We start from the raw sequence: 16,740 nt of genomic DNA, 5'->3' as shown, positions 1-16,740 counted from the left end.
ATGTATGACAGCAGAAAAAATTACTAAAACTAACGACGGTTTAAATGTACCTAACGAACCAATTATTCCGTTTATTATTGGTGACGGAATCGGACCAGATATTTGGAATGCAGCTAGCCGCGTGATTGACGCAGCAGTTGAAAAAGCTTATAACGGTGAAAAACGTATTGAGTGGAAAGAAGTACTAGCTGGACAAAAAGCATATGACAATACTGGAGAATGGTTACCTAAAGAAACTTTAGATACAATTAAAGAATATTTAATTGCTGTTAAAGGTCCTTTAACAACTCCAATCGGCGGAGGTATTCGTTCATTAAACGTTGCTTTAAGACAAGAGTTAGATTTATTTACATGCTTACGTCCTGTACGTTGGTTCCAAGGTGTACCATCACCAGTTAAACGTCCACAAGATGTTGATATGGTTATTTTCCGTGAAAATACAGAAGATATTTATGCTGGTATTGAATTTAAAGAAGGTACTCCAGAAGTTAAAAAAGTAATTGATTTCTTACAAGACGAAATGGGCGCAACAAATATTCGTTTCCCTGAAACTTCAGGTATTGGTATTAAACCAGTTTCAAAAGAAGGTACTGAAAGATTAGTAAGAGCGGCGATTCAATACGCTATCGATAATAATCGTAAAGCAGTAACTTTAGTTCATAAAGGTAATATCATGAAATTCACTGAAGGTTCATTCAAACAATGGGGTTATGATTTAGCTCATAACGAATTTGGTGATCAAGTATTTACTTGGCAACAATATGATAAAATTGTTGAAAAAGAAGGTAAAGACGCTGCTAATGAAGCACAATCAAAAGCGGAACAAGAAGGTAAAATTATTGTTAAAGATTCAATCGCTGATATCTTCTTACAACAAATTTTAACTCGTCCTTCAGAACATGAAGTAGTTGCTACAATGAACTTAAACGGTGACTATATTTCAGATGCATTAGCTGCACAAGTTGGTGGTATTGGTATCGCACCAGGCGCTAACATTAACTATGAAACTGGTCATGCTATTTTCGAAGCAACACATGGTACTGCTCCTAAATATGCTGGATTAAATAAAGTAAATCCATCATCTGAATTATTAAGTTCAGTATTAATGTTAGAACATTTAGGTTGGCAAGAAGCTGCTGATAAGATTACAGAATCTATCGAAGCAACAATTGCTTCTAAAATTGTTACTTATGACTTTGCACGTTTAATGGATGGTGCAAAAGAAGTTTCAACTTCAGAATTTGCTGATGAATTAATTAAAAACTTAAAATAATAAGATACAAGAAAAGACGGATTGGGAAACCAATTCGTCTTTTTATTAAGATTTTGTAAATTATTAGTTTTTAATATCATTTCTTATAAAAAAATGATAGCTTAATTAATGAAAAGACAATATTTTTCATATATTAGCTTAATAAAAGCTTTGTATTAATTTAATTGTTAAGTTTATGTAAATTTGATGTATAGGTATATTATTTCTATTTAAACATCAGTTATAATAAACATGTAATTTAAACGGGGAGGCACACCATGTCACAAAAAGTATTAGTCGTTGACGATGAACAATCAATCGTTACTTTACTCAAATATAATTTAGAAACAGCCGGATACATAGTAGAAGTAGCCTATGACGGTGAAGAAGCATTACAAAAAGTTGAATCATCTCAACCGGATTTAATTGTATTAGATGTTATGTTACCTAAAAAAGATGGTATTGAGGTTTGTAAAACGATTAGATCTGATAAAAATTTAGTACCTATTCTTATGCTAACAGCTAAAGATGATGAATTTGATAGAGTGTTAGGTTTAGAACTTGGTGCTGATGATTATATGACTAAACCTTTCTCACCAAGAGAGGTAGTGGCAAGAGTGAAGGCTATTTTAAGACGCTCTCAATTTGTAAATGAAATAGAACAGAGTGAAGGCGATGAGGAAGATATCATTATCGACTCTATTCGAATTAGACCAGAATTTTTTGAAGTTTATAAAGATGATGAATTATTAGAATTAACGCCTAAAGAATTTGAGTTATTACTTTATCTGATTGAACGACAAGGACGAGTAATCACTAGAGAGCATATGTTAAATTCTGTGTGGAATTATGAGTTTGCTGGCGATTCACGTATCGTTGATGTTCATATTAGTCATTTAAGAGACAAATTAGAAGAAAACCCTAAACAACCTAAATTAATTAAAACTGTACGAGGATTAGGATATAAATTGGAGCGTCCTAAAAGATAATGTTAAAGTTTTATCATCGCATATTACTTTTAATTAGTACTATCACAATCATTAGCTTTATAGGTTTGGGTGCTATTGTCCACAACATGATTTATCAAACATTAACTCAAAGTCAGACTAAAGAACTTGAAAAAGAATCACGCAACTATATTAGTATGTATAATAGTGATAAACAGAATGAAATTAAAAATATTGCAAACAATCAAAAAAATTTAATTGTCATTAAGAAAAATGAAAAAACTATTTTTACAACTGATAAAAATAGTTCATTAGATGGACGGATAGATAACGAAGCAAATCCTTCCAATTTAATTCATAAAAATACAAAACTAGGGTTAAAATATACATTTAAAAGTCAAATTGGAGATAAAACTGTATACATAAGTGGTATTAATGATGAAATAATAGATTTACAAAAAGAAATGTGGAAGTACTTATCAATTGTAGGGATTATAGTATTAATCACTGAATATCTAGCAAGTAGAAGTATTCATCGTACATATATAAGACCTATTAATGAAGTAACCTATGCAACTTCTCTTTTAGCTGATGGCCATTATCATGTACGTGTACCAGAAAGTAACGTTAAAGAAACAAAAGCATTATTTGTTACAACAAATGAACTCGCAAGACGTTTACAAAAATTGAATAACAGACAAAAAATACAATCTAATAGACTGAAAACAACTTTAGAAAACATTCCTAGTTCTGTACTTATGATAGATAAACATGGAGATATAGTTGTAGCTAATTCAGCTTATTATGAAGTGTTTAGTCCTGAACAAAGTGTTGAAAATAAAAGTTATATTGGTTTTATTAACGATCCAATTGAGAAATTAATACTAGAAAGTTTTAGAACAGAGAAAGTTATTTATGAACAAATTGAAGTAGATATCAATAACGTACATACAAAGTATTTTGATGTTTCTTGTGTACCGATACTCTCAAAATCTAAAAAGAAACTTCAAGGTATGGTAGTTGTATTACATGATATTACTAATATCCAAAAATTGGAGAATTTGCGTCGTGAATTTGTTGCTAATGTGTCACATGAACTTAAAACGCCTATCACTTCAATTAAAGGGTTTGCAGAAACGCTAATAGAAGGCGCTAAAAATGATGAAGAATCATTAAATATGTTCCTAAATATCATTTTAAAAGAATCAAATAGAATTGAGTCACTTGTGATGGATTTACTAGACTTATCGCATATTGAGCAACAAACAGATATCGCAACCAGTTATTTAAATCTTTCTGAACTAGCTTATACAACAATTGAACATTTACAAAATCAAGCACAAAGTAAAAATATCGACATCATACCAGAAATAGAAAATGATGTTATTTTTAAAGCGAATGAAGATAAAATAGCTCAAGTTATAACTAATTTATTATCTAATGCAATTAACTATTCAACAAATGATAGTGAAGTAATTGTAAAGGTATATCGTCAAGGTAAGAAAGTAAATTTACAAATTCAAGATTTTGGTATAGGAATTACTCAGGAAGAACAAAAGCATATTTTCGAAAGATTTTATAGAGTAGATAAAGCTCGAAGTAGAGATTCTGGAGGCACTGGTTTAGGTTTATCTATAACTAAACACATTGTCGAAGCACATAATGGTAGAATTAGTGTTGATAGTCAATTAAATAAAGGGTCTACATTTAAAGTATCTTTTATTGATGAAGATTAAATCAATTATAATGAAACATCCTAATGTGGGTTAACGCTCATATTAGGATGTTTTTTAATATGTAGAAATAGCAGAAACTGAATAACGGTACTTAATATTTATTGACAGTACCTTGTTTATGATAAAATATATTTAAATATGTGCTGGAGGTTTAGATAGTGAATAAATTAGTATTAATTGATGGTAATAGTTTAAGTTTTAGAGCATTCTATGCTTTGCCATTACTTTCAAATAAGGCAGGCATACATACAAATGCAGTATATGGCTTTGCAATGTTACTAGAGAAAATTCTAAAAGAAGAACAACCCAATCACTTTTTAGTGGCGTTTGACGCAGGAAAGACAACTTTCAGACATTCTAAATATAGTGAATATAAAGGTGGAAGACAAAAAACGCCAGCAGAACTAAGTGAGCAATTCCCATACATCCGTCAATTATTGGACGCTTACCATATTAAAAGATATGAGTTAGAAAATTATGAAGTCGATGATATTATAGGAACATTGAGCCGCGAAGCTGATGAAGCTGGCTTTGAAACGATAATTATTACCGGCGATCGAGATTTAACTCAACTTGCTACTGATCATGTAACTATTTACTATACAAAAAAAGGTGTTACAGATGTTGATCATTATACTCCAGAGTTTATTGCAGAAAAATATAATGGTTTAACACCTAACCAAATTATTGATATGAAAGGTTTAATGGGTGATACATCTGATAATATACCAGGCGTGGCAGGTGTTGGTGAAAAGACAGCGATTAAGCTACTTAATCAATTTAATACTGTAGAAGGTGTATACGATCATTTAGATGATGTATCAGGTAAAAAATTAAAAGAAAAGCTCGAAAATAGTAAAGAAGACGCTTTAATGAGTAAAGATTTAGCTACAATTAATATTGAAAGTCCAATTGAAGTTAAATTAGCAGATACTAAAATGGATTCTGAAGTAGATGAATCAGATAAAATTGAGCTCTTTAAAAAGCTAGAATTTAAGCAACTACTTGCAGATATTGGAGATGTAGAGGCTACTGAGGAACAGAAAGATAAGGAATTTGATATTGAACCAAATTTTGAACATGTTGATTTTTCAAATTTAGAAGAAGCAACCATTCATTTTGAATTAGAAAATAGTAACTACTTAAGAGATAATATCCTTAAGTTTGGTTTCCATACTGGAGATTTACATGTTGTTATTGATGCAAATGAAATTTCACAATATAAAAATTTAGTACAATGGTTGGAAAATCCTAATACAAAGAAAATAGTATACGATGCTAAGAAAACTTATGTTGTTGCTCATAGATTAAACATTGACATACAAAATATTGAATTTGACGTAATGCTAGCGAGTTATATTATAGATCCATCTAGAACAATTGACGATGTGAACTCAGTAGTTACACATTACGGTCAACATTATGTTCAAGATAATATAACGATTTATGGTAAAGGTAAAAAGCATCATGTTCCTGACAATGCTATTCTTAATAAGCATGTGGCATCGATTATAGAAGCTATTTTTGCCTCTAAAACTGAAATGGAAAGTCAGTTAAAAGAATACAACCAAGTATCTCTTTTAGCAGATATAGAATTACCTTTAGCCCGTATTTTAAGCCAAATGGAAGAAATAGGTATTTATACTGATGCAAAAGATTTACAACAAATGGAAAAAGAAATTCAAGAAAAATTAGATATACTAATTAAAAACATACATGAAGCTGCTGGAGAAGAGTTTAATATCAATTCACCAAAACAGTTAGGTGTAGTATTATTCGAGACACTTCAATTACCAGTAATTAAAAAAACTAAAACAGGCTATTCAACTGCAGTTGATGTTTTAGAACAATTACAAGGGCAACATCCAATAATCGATTATATTTTAGATTATCGCCAGTTATCTAAGTTACAATCGACTTATGTTGAAGGGTTACAAAAAGTAATCAGTGATGACAAACGTATTCATACACGTTTTAATCAAACATTAGCTCAAACTGGAAGATTATCTAGTATTGATCCTAATTTACAAAATATACCAGTCCGTCTAGAAGAAGGTAGAAAAATTAGAAAAGCATTCAAACCTACGTCATCTGATAGTGTTATTTTATCTGCCGACTATTCACAAATTGAATTAAGAGTACTAGCTCATATTACTCAAGATGAAAGTATGAAAGAAGCATTTATAAATGGACATGATATTCATACAGCGACTGCTATGAAAGTGTTTGATGTAGAAGCGGACGAAGTAGACAGTCTGATGAGAAGACAAGCAAAAGCTGTTAATTTCGGAATCGTTTATGGTATTAGTGATTACGGATTGAGTCAAAGTTTAGGTATAACTCGTAAAAAAGCAAAAATCTTTATCGATGATTATTTAGATAGTTTTCCTGGTGTGAAACAATATATGTCAGATATTGTTAAAGATGCTAAAGCACAAGGCTATGTAGAAACACTATTACATCGCCGTAGATATATTCCAGATATTACAAGCCGTAACTTCAATTTAAGAAGTTTTGCGGAAAGAACTGCTATGAATACGCCAATCCAAGGTAGTGCTGCTGATATTATTAAACTTGCAATGGTTAAATTTGATGAAGAAGTACAGTCAACCAATTATCACGCAAAATTATTATTGCAAGTACACGATGAATTGATATTTGAAGTACCAAAAGAAGAAGTAGATTCATTTAGTCAATTTGTTGAAGATACTATGGAATCAGCACTTGATTTAGATGTGCCTTTAAAGGTAGATTCTAGTTATGGTGAAACTTGGTATGACGCAAAATAAAGGAAGGTATTAATATGCCAGAATTACCTGAGGTAGAACATGTTAAACGAGGTATTGAACCATACGCCATTAATACAATTATTGATAAAGTAAAATTCTCAGAAAGTGTTATTAATGGAAAAAAGAATGGTAGAGAAACCATAATCAAGGGAATCGAACTTGATAGTTTTAAACGTTTAACTGAAGGATATAAAATTATAAAAATCGACAGAAGAAGTAAATACATCGTCTTTTATATTCAACAAAATGATGAGAATCGTATTTTAATTAGTCATTTAGGTATGGCTGGTGGATTCTTCATTGTAGATGATTTAGAACAAATTACTGCACCTAATTATCGAAAACATTGGCAAGTGATATTTGAACTAAACAATGGCAAAAAATTAGTTTATTCAGATATAAGACGTTTTGGAGAGATAAGAAATGTTAGCAGTTTTGAGTCCTATCCATCATTTTTAAAAATAGCTCCAGAACCATTTGATGATGATGCATTACAACATTTTTTAGATTGTACAAATAAAAAAAGTTATATTAAAAAACCGATTAAACAGGTTATTCTAGATCATAAAGTCATTTCTGGTTGTGGAAATATTTATGCTTGTGAGGCTTTATTTAGAGCAGGTATAAAACCACATCGACTAACTCAAAGTTTAACTGACCAAGAAAAAGAAATGGTATTTTATCATGTTCGTTCAGTACTAAATGAGGGTATAAAATACGGTGGTACCAGCATTTCGGATTATCGACATGCTGATGGAAAAACAGGTGAAATGCAGCTACATCTTAATGTATACAAACAAAAATATTGCAAGGTATGTGGGCATCCAATCGAAACTGAAGTCATTGCATCAAGAAATAGTCACTATTGCCCGACTTGTCAGAAATAAAGGAAGCGTGAAAATATGTCAAAAGTAATAGGACTTACTGGTGGTATTGCATCAGGCAAATCTACTGTATCTGAATTATTAACTGCATTTGGATTTAAAGTGATTGATGCAGATACAGCTGCAAGAGAAGCAGTTGCTAAAGGTACAACAGGTTTAGAAAAGGTAAGAGAAACATTCGGAGAAGAAGCTATCGATGAAAATGGTGAAATGGATAGGAAGTATATGGGAGACTTAGTCTTTAATAATCCTGATCAACGATTAGTGCTAAATGAAATTGTACATCCGATTGTTAGAGAAATTATGGATGAAAAGAAACAACAATATATTGAAGAAGGCCATAATGTCATAATGGATATCCCGCTTCTATTTGAAAATGAATTACAAGATACTGTAGACGAAGTATGGCTTGTTTATACTTCTGAAAGTATTCAAATTGATCGTTTAATGGAGCGAAATGACTTAACCCAAGAAGAAGCAAAAGCACGTGTTTATAGTCAAATTTCTATAGATAAAAAAAGTAGAATGGCTGACCATGTCATTGATAATTTAGGAGATAAATTAGAATTAAAGCAAAATCTAGAGAAATTACTTAGCGAACAAGGTTTCATAGAAAAGTAAATTATCATTTTAAACTCAATGTCTTTTAAGGGCATTGAGTTTTTATTTTGATAATGTTTGCTTATTACATATGATTATAAAAATATTTTGTAAAGTTTAAGTAAACGCTTTCAAAATGATGTTATTATGTTATACTAATGCCATAAAGTATAACATATAAATAAATGATCAAGGGGTGATTTAAATGGCGACAAATATTGCAATTAATGGAATGGGTAGAATTGGTAGAATGGTGTTAAGAATTGCTTTACAAAATGATAACTTAAATGTAAAGGCAATTAATGCTAGTTACCCACCTGAAACAATTGCACATCTTATCAATTATGATACAACACATGGTAAATATAATGAAAAAGTAGAAGCTATTGAGGATGGTATTAGATATAAGGACCAAGACATTAAATTAGTTTCAGATAGAAATCCTGAAAATTTACCATGGAAAGACTTAGATATAGATGTTGTCATCGAAGCGACTGGTAAATTTAATCATGGTGATAAAGCAATCGCACACATTAATGCAGGTGCTAAAAAAGTATTATTAACTGGACCTTCTAAAGGTGGACATGTACAAATGATAGTTAAAGGTGTCAACGACGATAAATTAGACGTAAATGAATTTGACATCTTTAGTAATGCATCTTGTACAACAAATTGTATCGGACCAGTTGCCAAAGTTTTAAATGATGAATTTGGTATAGTAAATGGTCTAATGACTACAGTTCACGCTATTACGAATGATCAAAAAAATATTGATAACCCACATAAAGATTTACGCAGAGCGCGTTCATGTAATGAAAGTATCATTCCGACTTCAACTGGTGCAGCAAAAGCATTAAAAGAAGTGCTACCTGAAGTTGAAGGTAAATTACATGGTATGGCTTTAAGAGTACCAACTAAAAACGTATCACTTGTGGATTTAGTTGTAGATTTAGAAAAAAATGTTACTGTTGATGAAGTAAATCAAGCTTTCAAAAATGCTAATCTAGATGGTGTGTTAGATGTAGAAACTGAACCACTTGTTTCAGTAGATTTCAATACTAATCCAAACTCTGCTGTTATTGATGCACAATCAACAATGGTTATGGGAGATAATAAAGTTAAAGTAATTGCTTGGTATGATAATGAATGGGGTTACTCAAATAGAGTTGTTGAAGTAGCTGAACAAATTGGTAAATTAATTGATTCACAAAGTGCAGTAGAAGCGGTTTAAAATTGGTAAAAATAAATATATTGAAGCTGTCAATCAAATCCAAACATAAGGATTAGGTTGGCAGTTTTAATTTTTTATAGAAAGCTTTAGAATAATAATTTAGATGTTTCTATTTTCATTAGACAAATTGTTAAATGAAGAGAAATTTAAGTATATTTGTTTTCATTTTTAAGTTAATATAGCCACTTTTTAAAAATAGGTTACACATTTTGAACCATTTATCTCAAATGCGCTTTCTTTTTTAACGTATGATTTTATAGTATAATTGAGAATAATTAAAATAGAAAAGGGTGACAATTATGAAATGCCCAAAATGTAATTCAACGCATTCTAGAGTAGTCGATTCTCGTCACGCAGACGACGCAAATGCAATTCGTCGAAGAAGAGAATGCGAAAATTGTGGTACAAGATTCACAACATTTGAACATATAGAGGTAAGTCCTTTAATTGTAGTAAAAAAAGACGGAACAAGAGAACAATTTTTAAGGGAAAAAATATTAAACGGTTTGGTTAGATCATGTGAAAAACGCCCTGTAAGATATCAACAACTTGAAGATATAACTAATAAAGTTGAATGGCAACTTAAAGATGAAGGTCACACAGAAATATCATCAAGAGAAATAGGGGAACATGTTATGAATTTACTTATGCATGTTGATCAAGTATCATATGTTCGATTTGCTTCAGTATATAAAGAATTTAAAGATATAGATCAATTATTAGCTTCAATGCAAGGGATTTTGAATGATAATAAACGGAGTGATTTATAAATGGGATTACAATCCTTTGAATTTGGATTAAGACCACAAGACAGTTTTGAAGTTATACAAAATTTCCATTTAAATTCACAACATCTAGAGATACTTAATCGTCTTTTCACACCGTTAATTGGACAACAAGCCATTGGTTTATATCATTTTATGCACCAATTTTCCAATGATAATGAACAAGCTTTAACTCACTATGTAATTATGAACGAATTAAAAGAAAATTTATTAGAATTTAGAAATCAAATGGATTTACTAGAAGCGATCGGATTAATGAAATCATTTGTTAAGCATGAAGAACAACAAACTCATTTTGTTTATCAACTTGTCCAACCTCCTTCTGCATATCAATTTTTTAATGATCCTATGTTATCAGTATTTCTTTACAGTGAGGTTGATAAAAAAAGATATCAAATTTTAAAAAAGCATTTTGAACAAGAAAATAAAGATTTATCGAATTATCAACAAACGACAAGAAAATTTACAGATGTATTTCATGTTCCTAATAAAATAATAGATGTCGATACTCAAAATATACCTCAATCAGGAGAATATGCTGGTATCGATTTATCGAATGAATCATTTGATTTTGAAATGTTAAAATCCATGTTGCATAATCATTTTATTTCAAGTGAAATAGTGACTAAAGATGCTAAAGCTTTAATCATGCAACTTGCAACACTTTATGGATTAACAGTAGATGCAATGAAACATATTATTTTAAATTCGATTACTAGTGCACAACAATTATCATTTGAAGAAATGCGTAAACAAGCTCGTTCATATTATTTAATAGAACATGATAATCAATTACCTAAATTAGAACTAAATCAGAATATTAAACAAAACAATACGGCAACACAAAATAAAGAAGATAAAGATCCTGAAAATGATACAGATGCTTGGTTAGATTTATTAGAACAAACAAGTCCTATTGATATGTTAGCTTCTTGGTCAGAATCTGAACCAACTTTATCACAAAAAAATATGATTGAAGAATTAATTCATAGAGAGAAAATGAATTTTGGTGTGATTAATATCTTGCTACAATTCGTAATGCTTAAAGAAGATATGAAATTACCTAAATCGTATATTTTTGAGATTGCTTCTAATTGGAAGAAAAAAGGGATTACTACAGCCAAACAGGCTTATGAATATGCCTTGAAGGTAAACCAACCTAAACCAACATATGAATCAAAATCTAATTCCTATCAAGGATATAATAGAAAAAGTAAATTAGTCTCTAGAGAAAAAACACCTAAATGGTTAGAAGAAAGAGACAATCCAAATGCTGCAGAACATTCAAAAGATGAAACTGATGATCAATTTGAAAAAGATCGACAAGCATTTCTAGAACAATTAAATAAAGATTGGGAGGAGGATTAGATGGAAAGTTTTAAGCAAATTGTTGGGTCAAATAAAGATTTCGGAAAAAGAATTGCAAAAATACGTCAACAAGTAGTTAATGATCCTGACGTTAAGACATTTTTAAATGAACATCAATCAGAGATAACAAATGCTATTATTGATGAGGATTTAAATGTTTTACAAGAATATAAAGATCAACAAAAACATTATGACGGTCATAGTTATAACGAATGCCCAAATTTTGTTAAAGGTCATGTACCAGAATTATATGTAGAAAATGAACGTATAAAAATTCGTTATTTACCTTGTCCTTGTAAAATTAAATATGATGAAGAACGTCTTAATTCTCAATTAATTACATCACATCATATGCAACGTGATACATTAAACGCTAAAATAAAAGACATTTATACGACTGGACGTAATCGATTAGACTTAGCAATGCAAGTTAATGATATTTGTAAAAAATTGATTAATAACGAAGATGTTAAAGGTTTATATTTATATGGTCCTTTTGGTACTGGAAAATCATTTATTCTAGGTGCTATAGCTAACCAACTTAAGGCTAAAAAAGTACCATCTACTATTGTCTATCTGCCAGAATATATTAGAACATTAAAAGGTGGTTTCAAAGATGGTAGTTATGAAAGAAAATTACAAAGAATACGTGAAGCTAATATTTTAATGTTAGACGATATCGGAGCAGAAGAAGTTACGCCATGGGTTAGAGATGAAGTGATAGGACCATTGTTACATTATAGAATGGTTCATGAATTACCTACATTTTTCACTTCAAACTTAAGTTATGAAGAATTAGAGCATCATTTATCAATGACACGTGAAGGCGCTGAAAAAACTAAGGCTGCTAGAATTATTGAAAGAATTAAAACATTATCAACACCATATTTCTTAAAGGGAGAAAACTTTAGAAACAATTGATATTTTTAAATAATATTGTATAATTGACTTAAATCTAAATCGTTGAAACTGTTGAAGATAAGATAATTTAATCACTATTACACAGAAAGCCATTACTTGATGAGAATATGGTTAATATATTAAATTATTACTACTTTAATGTATGGCATTTGTAATGAATGCTCGGCTCAAGACCGTTATCTTATGTAGAGAAGACGTTGAATGTAATCTTTTGGTTATATTTTGACGTTCAACTAGGGTGGTACCACGACGATCTCGTCCCTGTATTAGGGGCGGGATTTTTTTATTTTCTCACATTCGTTACAACTTGATATTTATTCAATAAGTCAACGATATGATTTTCATATTTTAGGAGGTTATAGTATGGATCAAATTAATATTCAATTCCCAGATGGCAATTCAAAAGCATTTGATAAAGGCACTACTACAGAAGATATAGCGCAATCAATAAGTCCTGGATTACGTAAAAAAGCAGTAGCAGGAAAATTTAATGGGCAAATGGTAGATTTAACACGTCCATTAGAAACAGATGGTGAGATTGAAATTGTAACACCAGGTAGCGAAGAAGCTTTAGAAGTTTTACGTCATTCAACTGCTCATTTAATGGCACAAGCTTTAAAAAGATTATATGGTGACGTTAAATTTGGCGTAGGTCCAGTTATTGAAGGTGGATTCTACTATGATTTTGATACTGAAGAAAAAATCTCATCTGACGATTTTGAAAAAATTGAAAAAACAATGAAACAAATAGTGGATGAAAATCATAAAATAGAACGTAAAGTTGTATCAAGAGATGAAGCTAAAGATTTCTTCAAAGACGATCCATACAAGTTAGAATTAATTGATGCGATTCCAGAGGATGAAAATGTAACATTATATTCTCAAGGCGAGTTTACTGATTTATGTAGAGGTGTACATGTACCTTCTACTTCAAAAATTAAAGAATTCAAATTACTTTCTACAGCTGGTGCATATTGGCGTGGCGATAGTAACAATAAAATGTTACAACGTATCTACGGTACAGCATTTTTCGATAAAAAAGATCTAAAAGCACATCTTCAAATGTTAGAAGAACGTCGCGAACGTGATCACCGTAAAATTGGTAAAGAATTAGACTTATTCGCAAATAATCAACTTGTAGGTGCGGGTTTACCATTATGGTTACCAAATGGTGCTACAATTCGCCGTGAAATCGAGAGATATATCGTTGATAAAGAAGTAAGTATGGGCTATGACCATGTTTATACACCAGTTATCGCTAACGTAGATTTATATAAAACATCAGGTCACTGGGATCATTATCAAGAGGATATGTTTCCAACAATGAAATTAGATGAGACAGAAGAAATGGTACTACGTCCTATGAACTGCCCACACCATATGATGGTTTATAATAACAAACCACATTCTTATCGTGAATTACCAATTCGTATTGCTGAATTAGGTACTATGCATAGATATGAAGCTAGTGGTGCAGTATCTGGATTACAACGTGTAAGAGGTATGACATTAAATGACGCTCATATTTTCGTAAGACCTGACCAAATTAAAGAAGAATTTAAACGTGTTGTTAATTTAATTCAAGATGTATACAAAGATTTTGGATTTGAAGATTATACTTTCAGATTAAGTTATCGTGATCCAGAAGATAAAGAAAAATATTTCGATGATGACGAAATGTGGGTAAAAGCTGAAAAAATGATTAAAGAAGCTTCTGATGAGTTAGGACTTACTTATGAAGAAGCAATTGGCGAAGCGGCATTCTATGGTCCTAAATTAGACGTTCAAGTTAAAACAGCTATGGGTAAAGAAGAAACTTTATCAACTGCACAATTAGACTTCTTATTGCCAGAACGCTTTGAATTAACTTATATTGGCCAAGATGGAGAACAACATAGACCAGTGGTTATTCACCGTGGTGTTGTATCTACAATGGAAAGATTTGTAGCATTCTTAACAGAAGAAACAAAAGGGGCGTTCCCAACATGGTTAGCACCTAAACAAGTAGAAATCATTCCAGTAAATGTTGATTTACATTATGACTATGCTAGATTAATTCAAGACGAATTAAAATCTCAAGGTGTACGTGTAGAAATCGATGACCGTAATGAAAAAATGGGATATAAAATTCGTGAAGCACAAATGCAAAAAACCCCTTACCAAATAGTAGTGGGAGATAAAGAAGTAGAAAATAAAGAAGTAAATGTGCGTCAATATGGTTCACAAGATCAAGAAACTTTAGAAAAAGATGAATTCATTTGGAATTTAGTTGATGAAATTCGTTTGAAAAAACATAGATAAACTTGAAATTAACAGTCAGTTCATGTATATTACAAGGTAGTTAAAATAAAAGTTGAGTTAGAGGTTGCAATATTAAATAGTAGCTTGTCAGAAGTTGTATGGAACGAATGTTGAACAAGTCAAAGGTAATATTGCCGAAACAAACGTTAACCATAATAGACGTTTGTTGGGACAGTTGTCGAAAGAAACTGTACTGTCACTTAATGTGATGTGCTACCTAATATAGATAAAAGCAAAGTGGTTGCATATCTTAAAGGTATGTAGTCACTTTTTTATTTGCAATGATAAAGTTAATTATTGAATGAAACTAACAATTTTAACGAAAGTCATGCATTTAGTTTTGCTTTGAAAAAGTAACATTGAAGCCTCTAAATACAAGGAAAGGATTCTTCTATGAGTAAAAATCAAAATCAGAATGAAGGCGTTCAACGAGGTTTAAAAGATCGACATCTTTCCATGATAGCAATAGGAGGGTGTATCGGTACTGGACTATTTATGACTTCTGGTGGTGCTATTCATAGTGCTGGTGCGTTAGGTGCACTATTAGCATACGCCATTATTGGTGCCATGGTCTTTTTCTTAATGACATCATTAGGAGAAATGGCAACATATTTACCAGTTTCTGGTTCATTTAGTACATATGCAACACGTTTTGTTGATCCATCATTAGGATTCGCATTAGGTTGGAATTACTGGTTTAACTGGGTTATTACAGTAGCTGCAGACGTTACAATTGCAGCACAAGTGATTCAATATTGGTCACCAATGCAAGGTGTACCAGCATGGATTTGGAGTTGTATATTCCTTGTTATTATCTTTGCATTGAATTCACTATCGGTTAGAGTATACGGAGAAAGCGAATACTGGTTTGCATTAATTAAAGTTGTAACTGTTATCATATTTATCATTATAGGTTTATTAACTATTGTCGGAATCATGGGCGGTAAATTTGTAGGCTTTGAAACATTTACAAAAGGCGAAGGCCCAATATTAGGTGGTAATTTAGGCGGTAGTTTATTATCAATTTTAGGTGTATTCTTAGTTGCAGGGTTCTCTTTCCAAGGTACTGAGTTAATAGGAATCACAGCAGGAGAATCTGAAAATCCAGAAAGAGCTGTACCTAAAGCAATTAAACAAGTGTTTTGGAGAATATTACTATTTTACATTCTAGCGATATTTATTATAGGTATGTTAATTCCTTATGATAGCAATGCATTAATGGGAGGAGATAGCAGCGTATCAACGTCTCCATTTACATTAGTATTCCAAAATGCAGGCTTAGCATTTGCAGCATCATTTATGAATGCTGTTATATTAACTTCCGTATTATCCGCAGGTAACTCAGGTATGTACGCTTCTACAAGAATGTTATATTCTATGAGTAAAGATAAATTAGCATATGCATCATTCTCAAAAACTAATAGAAATGGTGTACCTTATATTTCTCTAGCAATCACTGGAATAATTGTAATTATTATCTTTTTATTACAACATTTAAGTGGTGATGCTTATGACTATATTGTAGCTGCTAGTGGTATGACTGGCTTTATCGCGTGGGTAGGTATTGCAGTCAGTCATTATAGATTTAGACGCGCATTTGATAAACAAAATTATGATAAGTCTAAATTGAAATATAAAGCTAAATTATTCCCATTTGGTCCAATATTTGCTGGATTCTTATGTGTTATTGTTATTTTAGGTCAAGATGTTGATTTCATTAAGACTGGTGATTTTGATATCAATAGATTTATCATTACTTATATGGGTATCCCAGTATTTTTAGCATTCTTTATTTATCATAAAGTAAGATATAAAACTAAAAAAATTCCATTAGAAAAAGTGGATTTACGTCAAGATGTGTCTATGGAAGAAGTAAGACATCATGATTAAATAAAAAAATAGTTGACGAATACATTAATAGTTGGT

General features: G+C 31.0%; 12 protein-coding genes and 1 riboswitch. All 12 genes read left to right on the top strand.

The annotated features are described in order from the left end of the window. Positions 1-4 precede the first annotated feature (4 nt). The 12 genes from icd (at position 5) to HMPREF3125_RS11570 (ending at position 16,704) form a co-directional block, all read left to right on the top strand. A complete protein-coding gene (gene icd, locus HMPREF3125_RS11625; protein WP_070453960.1) occupies positions 5-1,273 on the top strand; it encodes an NADP-dependent isocitrate dehydrogenase in 1,269 nt (422 codons plus the stop codon). Between the two features lie 257 nt (positions 1,274-1,530). Further along, entirely contained in the window at positions 1,531-2,241 is a 711-nt protein-coding gene (locus HMPREF3125_RS11620) for a response regulator transcription factor (protein WP_017638213.1), read from the top strand. Then, positions 2,241-3,935, top strand: coding sequence for a two-component system histidine kinase PnpS (gene pnpS, locus HMPREF3125_RS11615; protein WP_070453957.1), 1,695 nt, complete (start codon positions 2,241-2,243; stop codon positions 3,933-3,935). The genes HMPREF3125_RS11620 and pnpS overlap by 1 nt, the downstream gene beginning before the upstream one ends. 158 nt (positions 3,936-4,093) lie before the next feature. Then, positions 4,094-6,724 (top strand): DNA polymerase I, encoded by a 2,631-nt coding sequence (gene polA / locus HMPREF3125_RS11610; protein ID WP_070453955.1) that lies wholly within the window; start codon positions 4,094-4,096, stop codon positions 6,722-6,724. Between the two features lie 14 nt (positions 6,725-6,738). Next, the gene (mutM, locus tag HMPREF3125_RS11605) at positions 6,739-7,611 is read left to right on the top strand and encodes a bifunctional DNA-formamidopyrimidine glycosylase/DNA-(apurinic or apyrimidinic site) lyase (RefSeq protein WP_017638210.1); all 873 of its coding nucleotides are present in this window, start codon (positions 6,739-6,741) and stop codon (positions 7,609-7,611) included. A gap of 15 nt (positions 7,612-7,626) precedes the next feature. After that, positions 7,627-8,229 carry a dephospho-CoA kinase gene (gene coaE / locus HMPREF3125_RS11600; protein WP_017638209.1) on the top strand — a complete coding sequence of 201 codons (603 nt, stop codon included), beginning with the start codon at positions 7,627-7,629 and terminating at the stop codon, positions 8,227-8,229. A gap of 184 nt (positions 8,230-8,413) precedes the next feature. Beyond that, on the top strand, positions 8,414-9,439 hold the full coding sequence (gene gap / locus HMPREF3125_RS11595; RefSeq protein WP_017638208.1) for a type I glyceraldehyde-3-phosphate dehydrogenase: 1,026 nt from the start codon (positions 8,414-8,416) through the stop codon (positions 9,437-9,439). A gap of 299 nt (positions 9,440-9,738) precedes the next feature. Beyond that, positions 9,739-10,209 (top strand): transcriptional regulator NrdR, encoded by a 471-nt coding sequence (gene nrdR, locus HMPREF3125_RS11590; protein ID WP_070453953.1) that lies wholly within the window; start codon positions 9,739-9,741, stop codon positions 10,207-10,209. Further along, positions 10,210-11,592 (top strand): replication initiation and membrane attachment family protein, encoded by a 1,383-nt coding sequence (locus tag HMPREF3125_RS11585; protein WP_017638206.1) that lies wholly within the window; start codon positions 10,210-10,212, stop codon positions 11,590-11,592. It abuts the gene before it with no gap. Then, positions 11,593-12,513 (top strand): primosomal protein DnaI, encoded by a 921-nt coding sequence (gene dnaI / locus HMPREF3125_RS11580; RefSeq protein ID WP_017638205.1) that lies wholly within the window; start codon positions 11,593-11,595, stop codon positions 12,511-12,513. 363 nt (positions 12,514-12,876) lie between these two features. After that, positions 12,877-14,814: a threonine--tRNA ligase gene (gene thrS / locus HMPREF3125_RS11575; RefSeq protein ID WP_070453951.1), complete on the top strand. Its 1,938-nt coding sequence runs from the start codon at positions 12,877-12,879 to the stop codon at positions 14,812-14,814. Between the two features lie 50 nt (positions 14,815-14,864). Continuing rightward, positions 14,865-15,038: riboswitch (Lysine riboswitch) on the top strand. Between the two features lie 169 nt (positions 15,039-15,207). Next, positions 15,208-16,704 carry an amino acid permease gene (locus tag HMPREF3125_RS11570; RefSeq protein WP_046466789.1) on the top strand — a complete coding sequence of 499 codons (1,497 nt, stop codon included), beginning with the start codon at positions 15,208-15,210 and terminating at the stop codon, positions 16,702-16,704. Positions 16,705-16,740: the final 36 nt, after the last annotated feature.

Source organism: Staphylococcus sp. HMSC13A10 (assembly GCF_001808005.1).
GTDB lineage: Bacteria > Bacillota > Bacilli > Staphylococcales > Staphylococcaceae > Staphylococcus > Staphylococcus pasteuri.
Note: the sequence above shows the minus strand (reverse complement) of the source record. Positions and strands in the feature narration are given on the sequence as shown.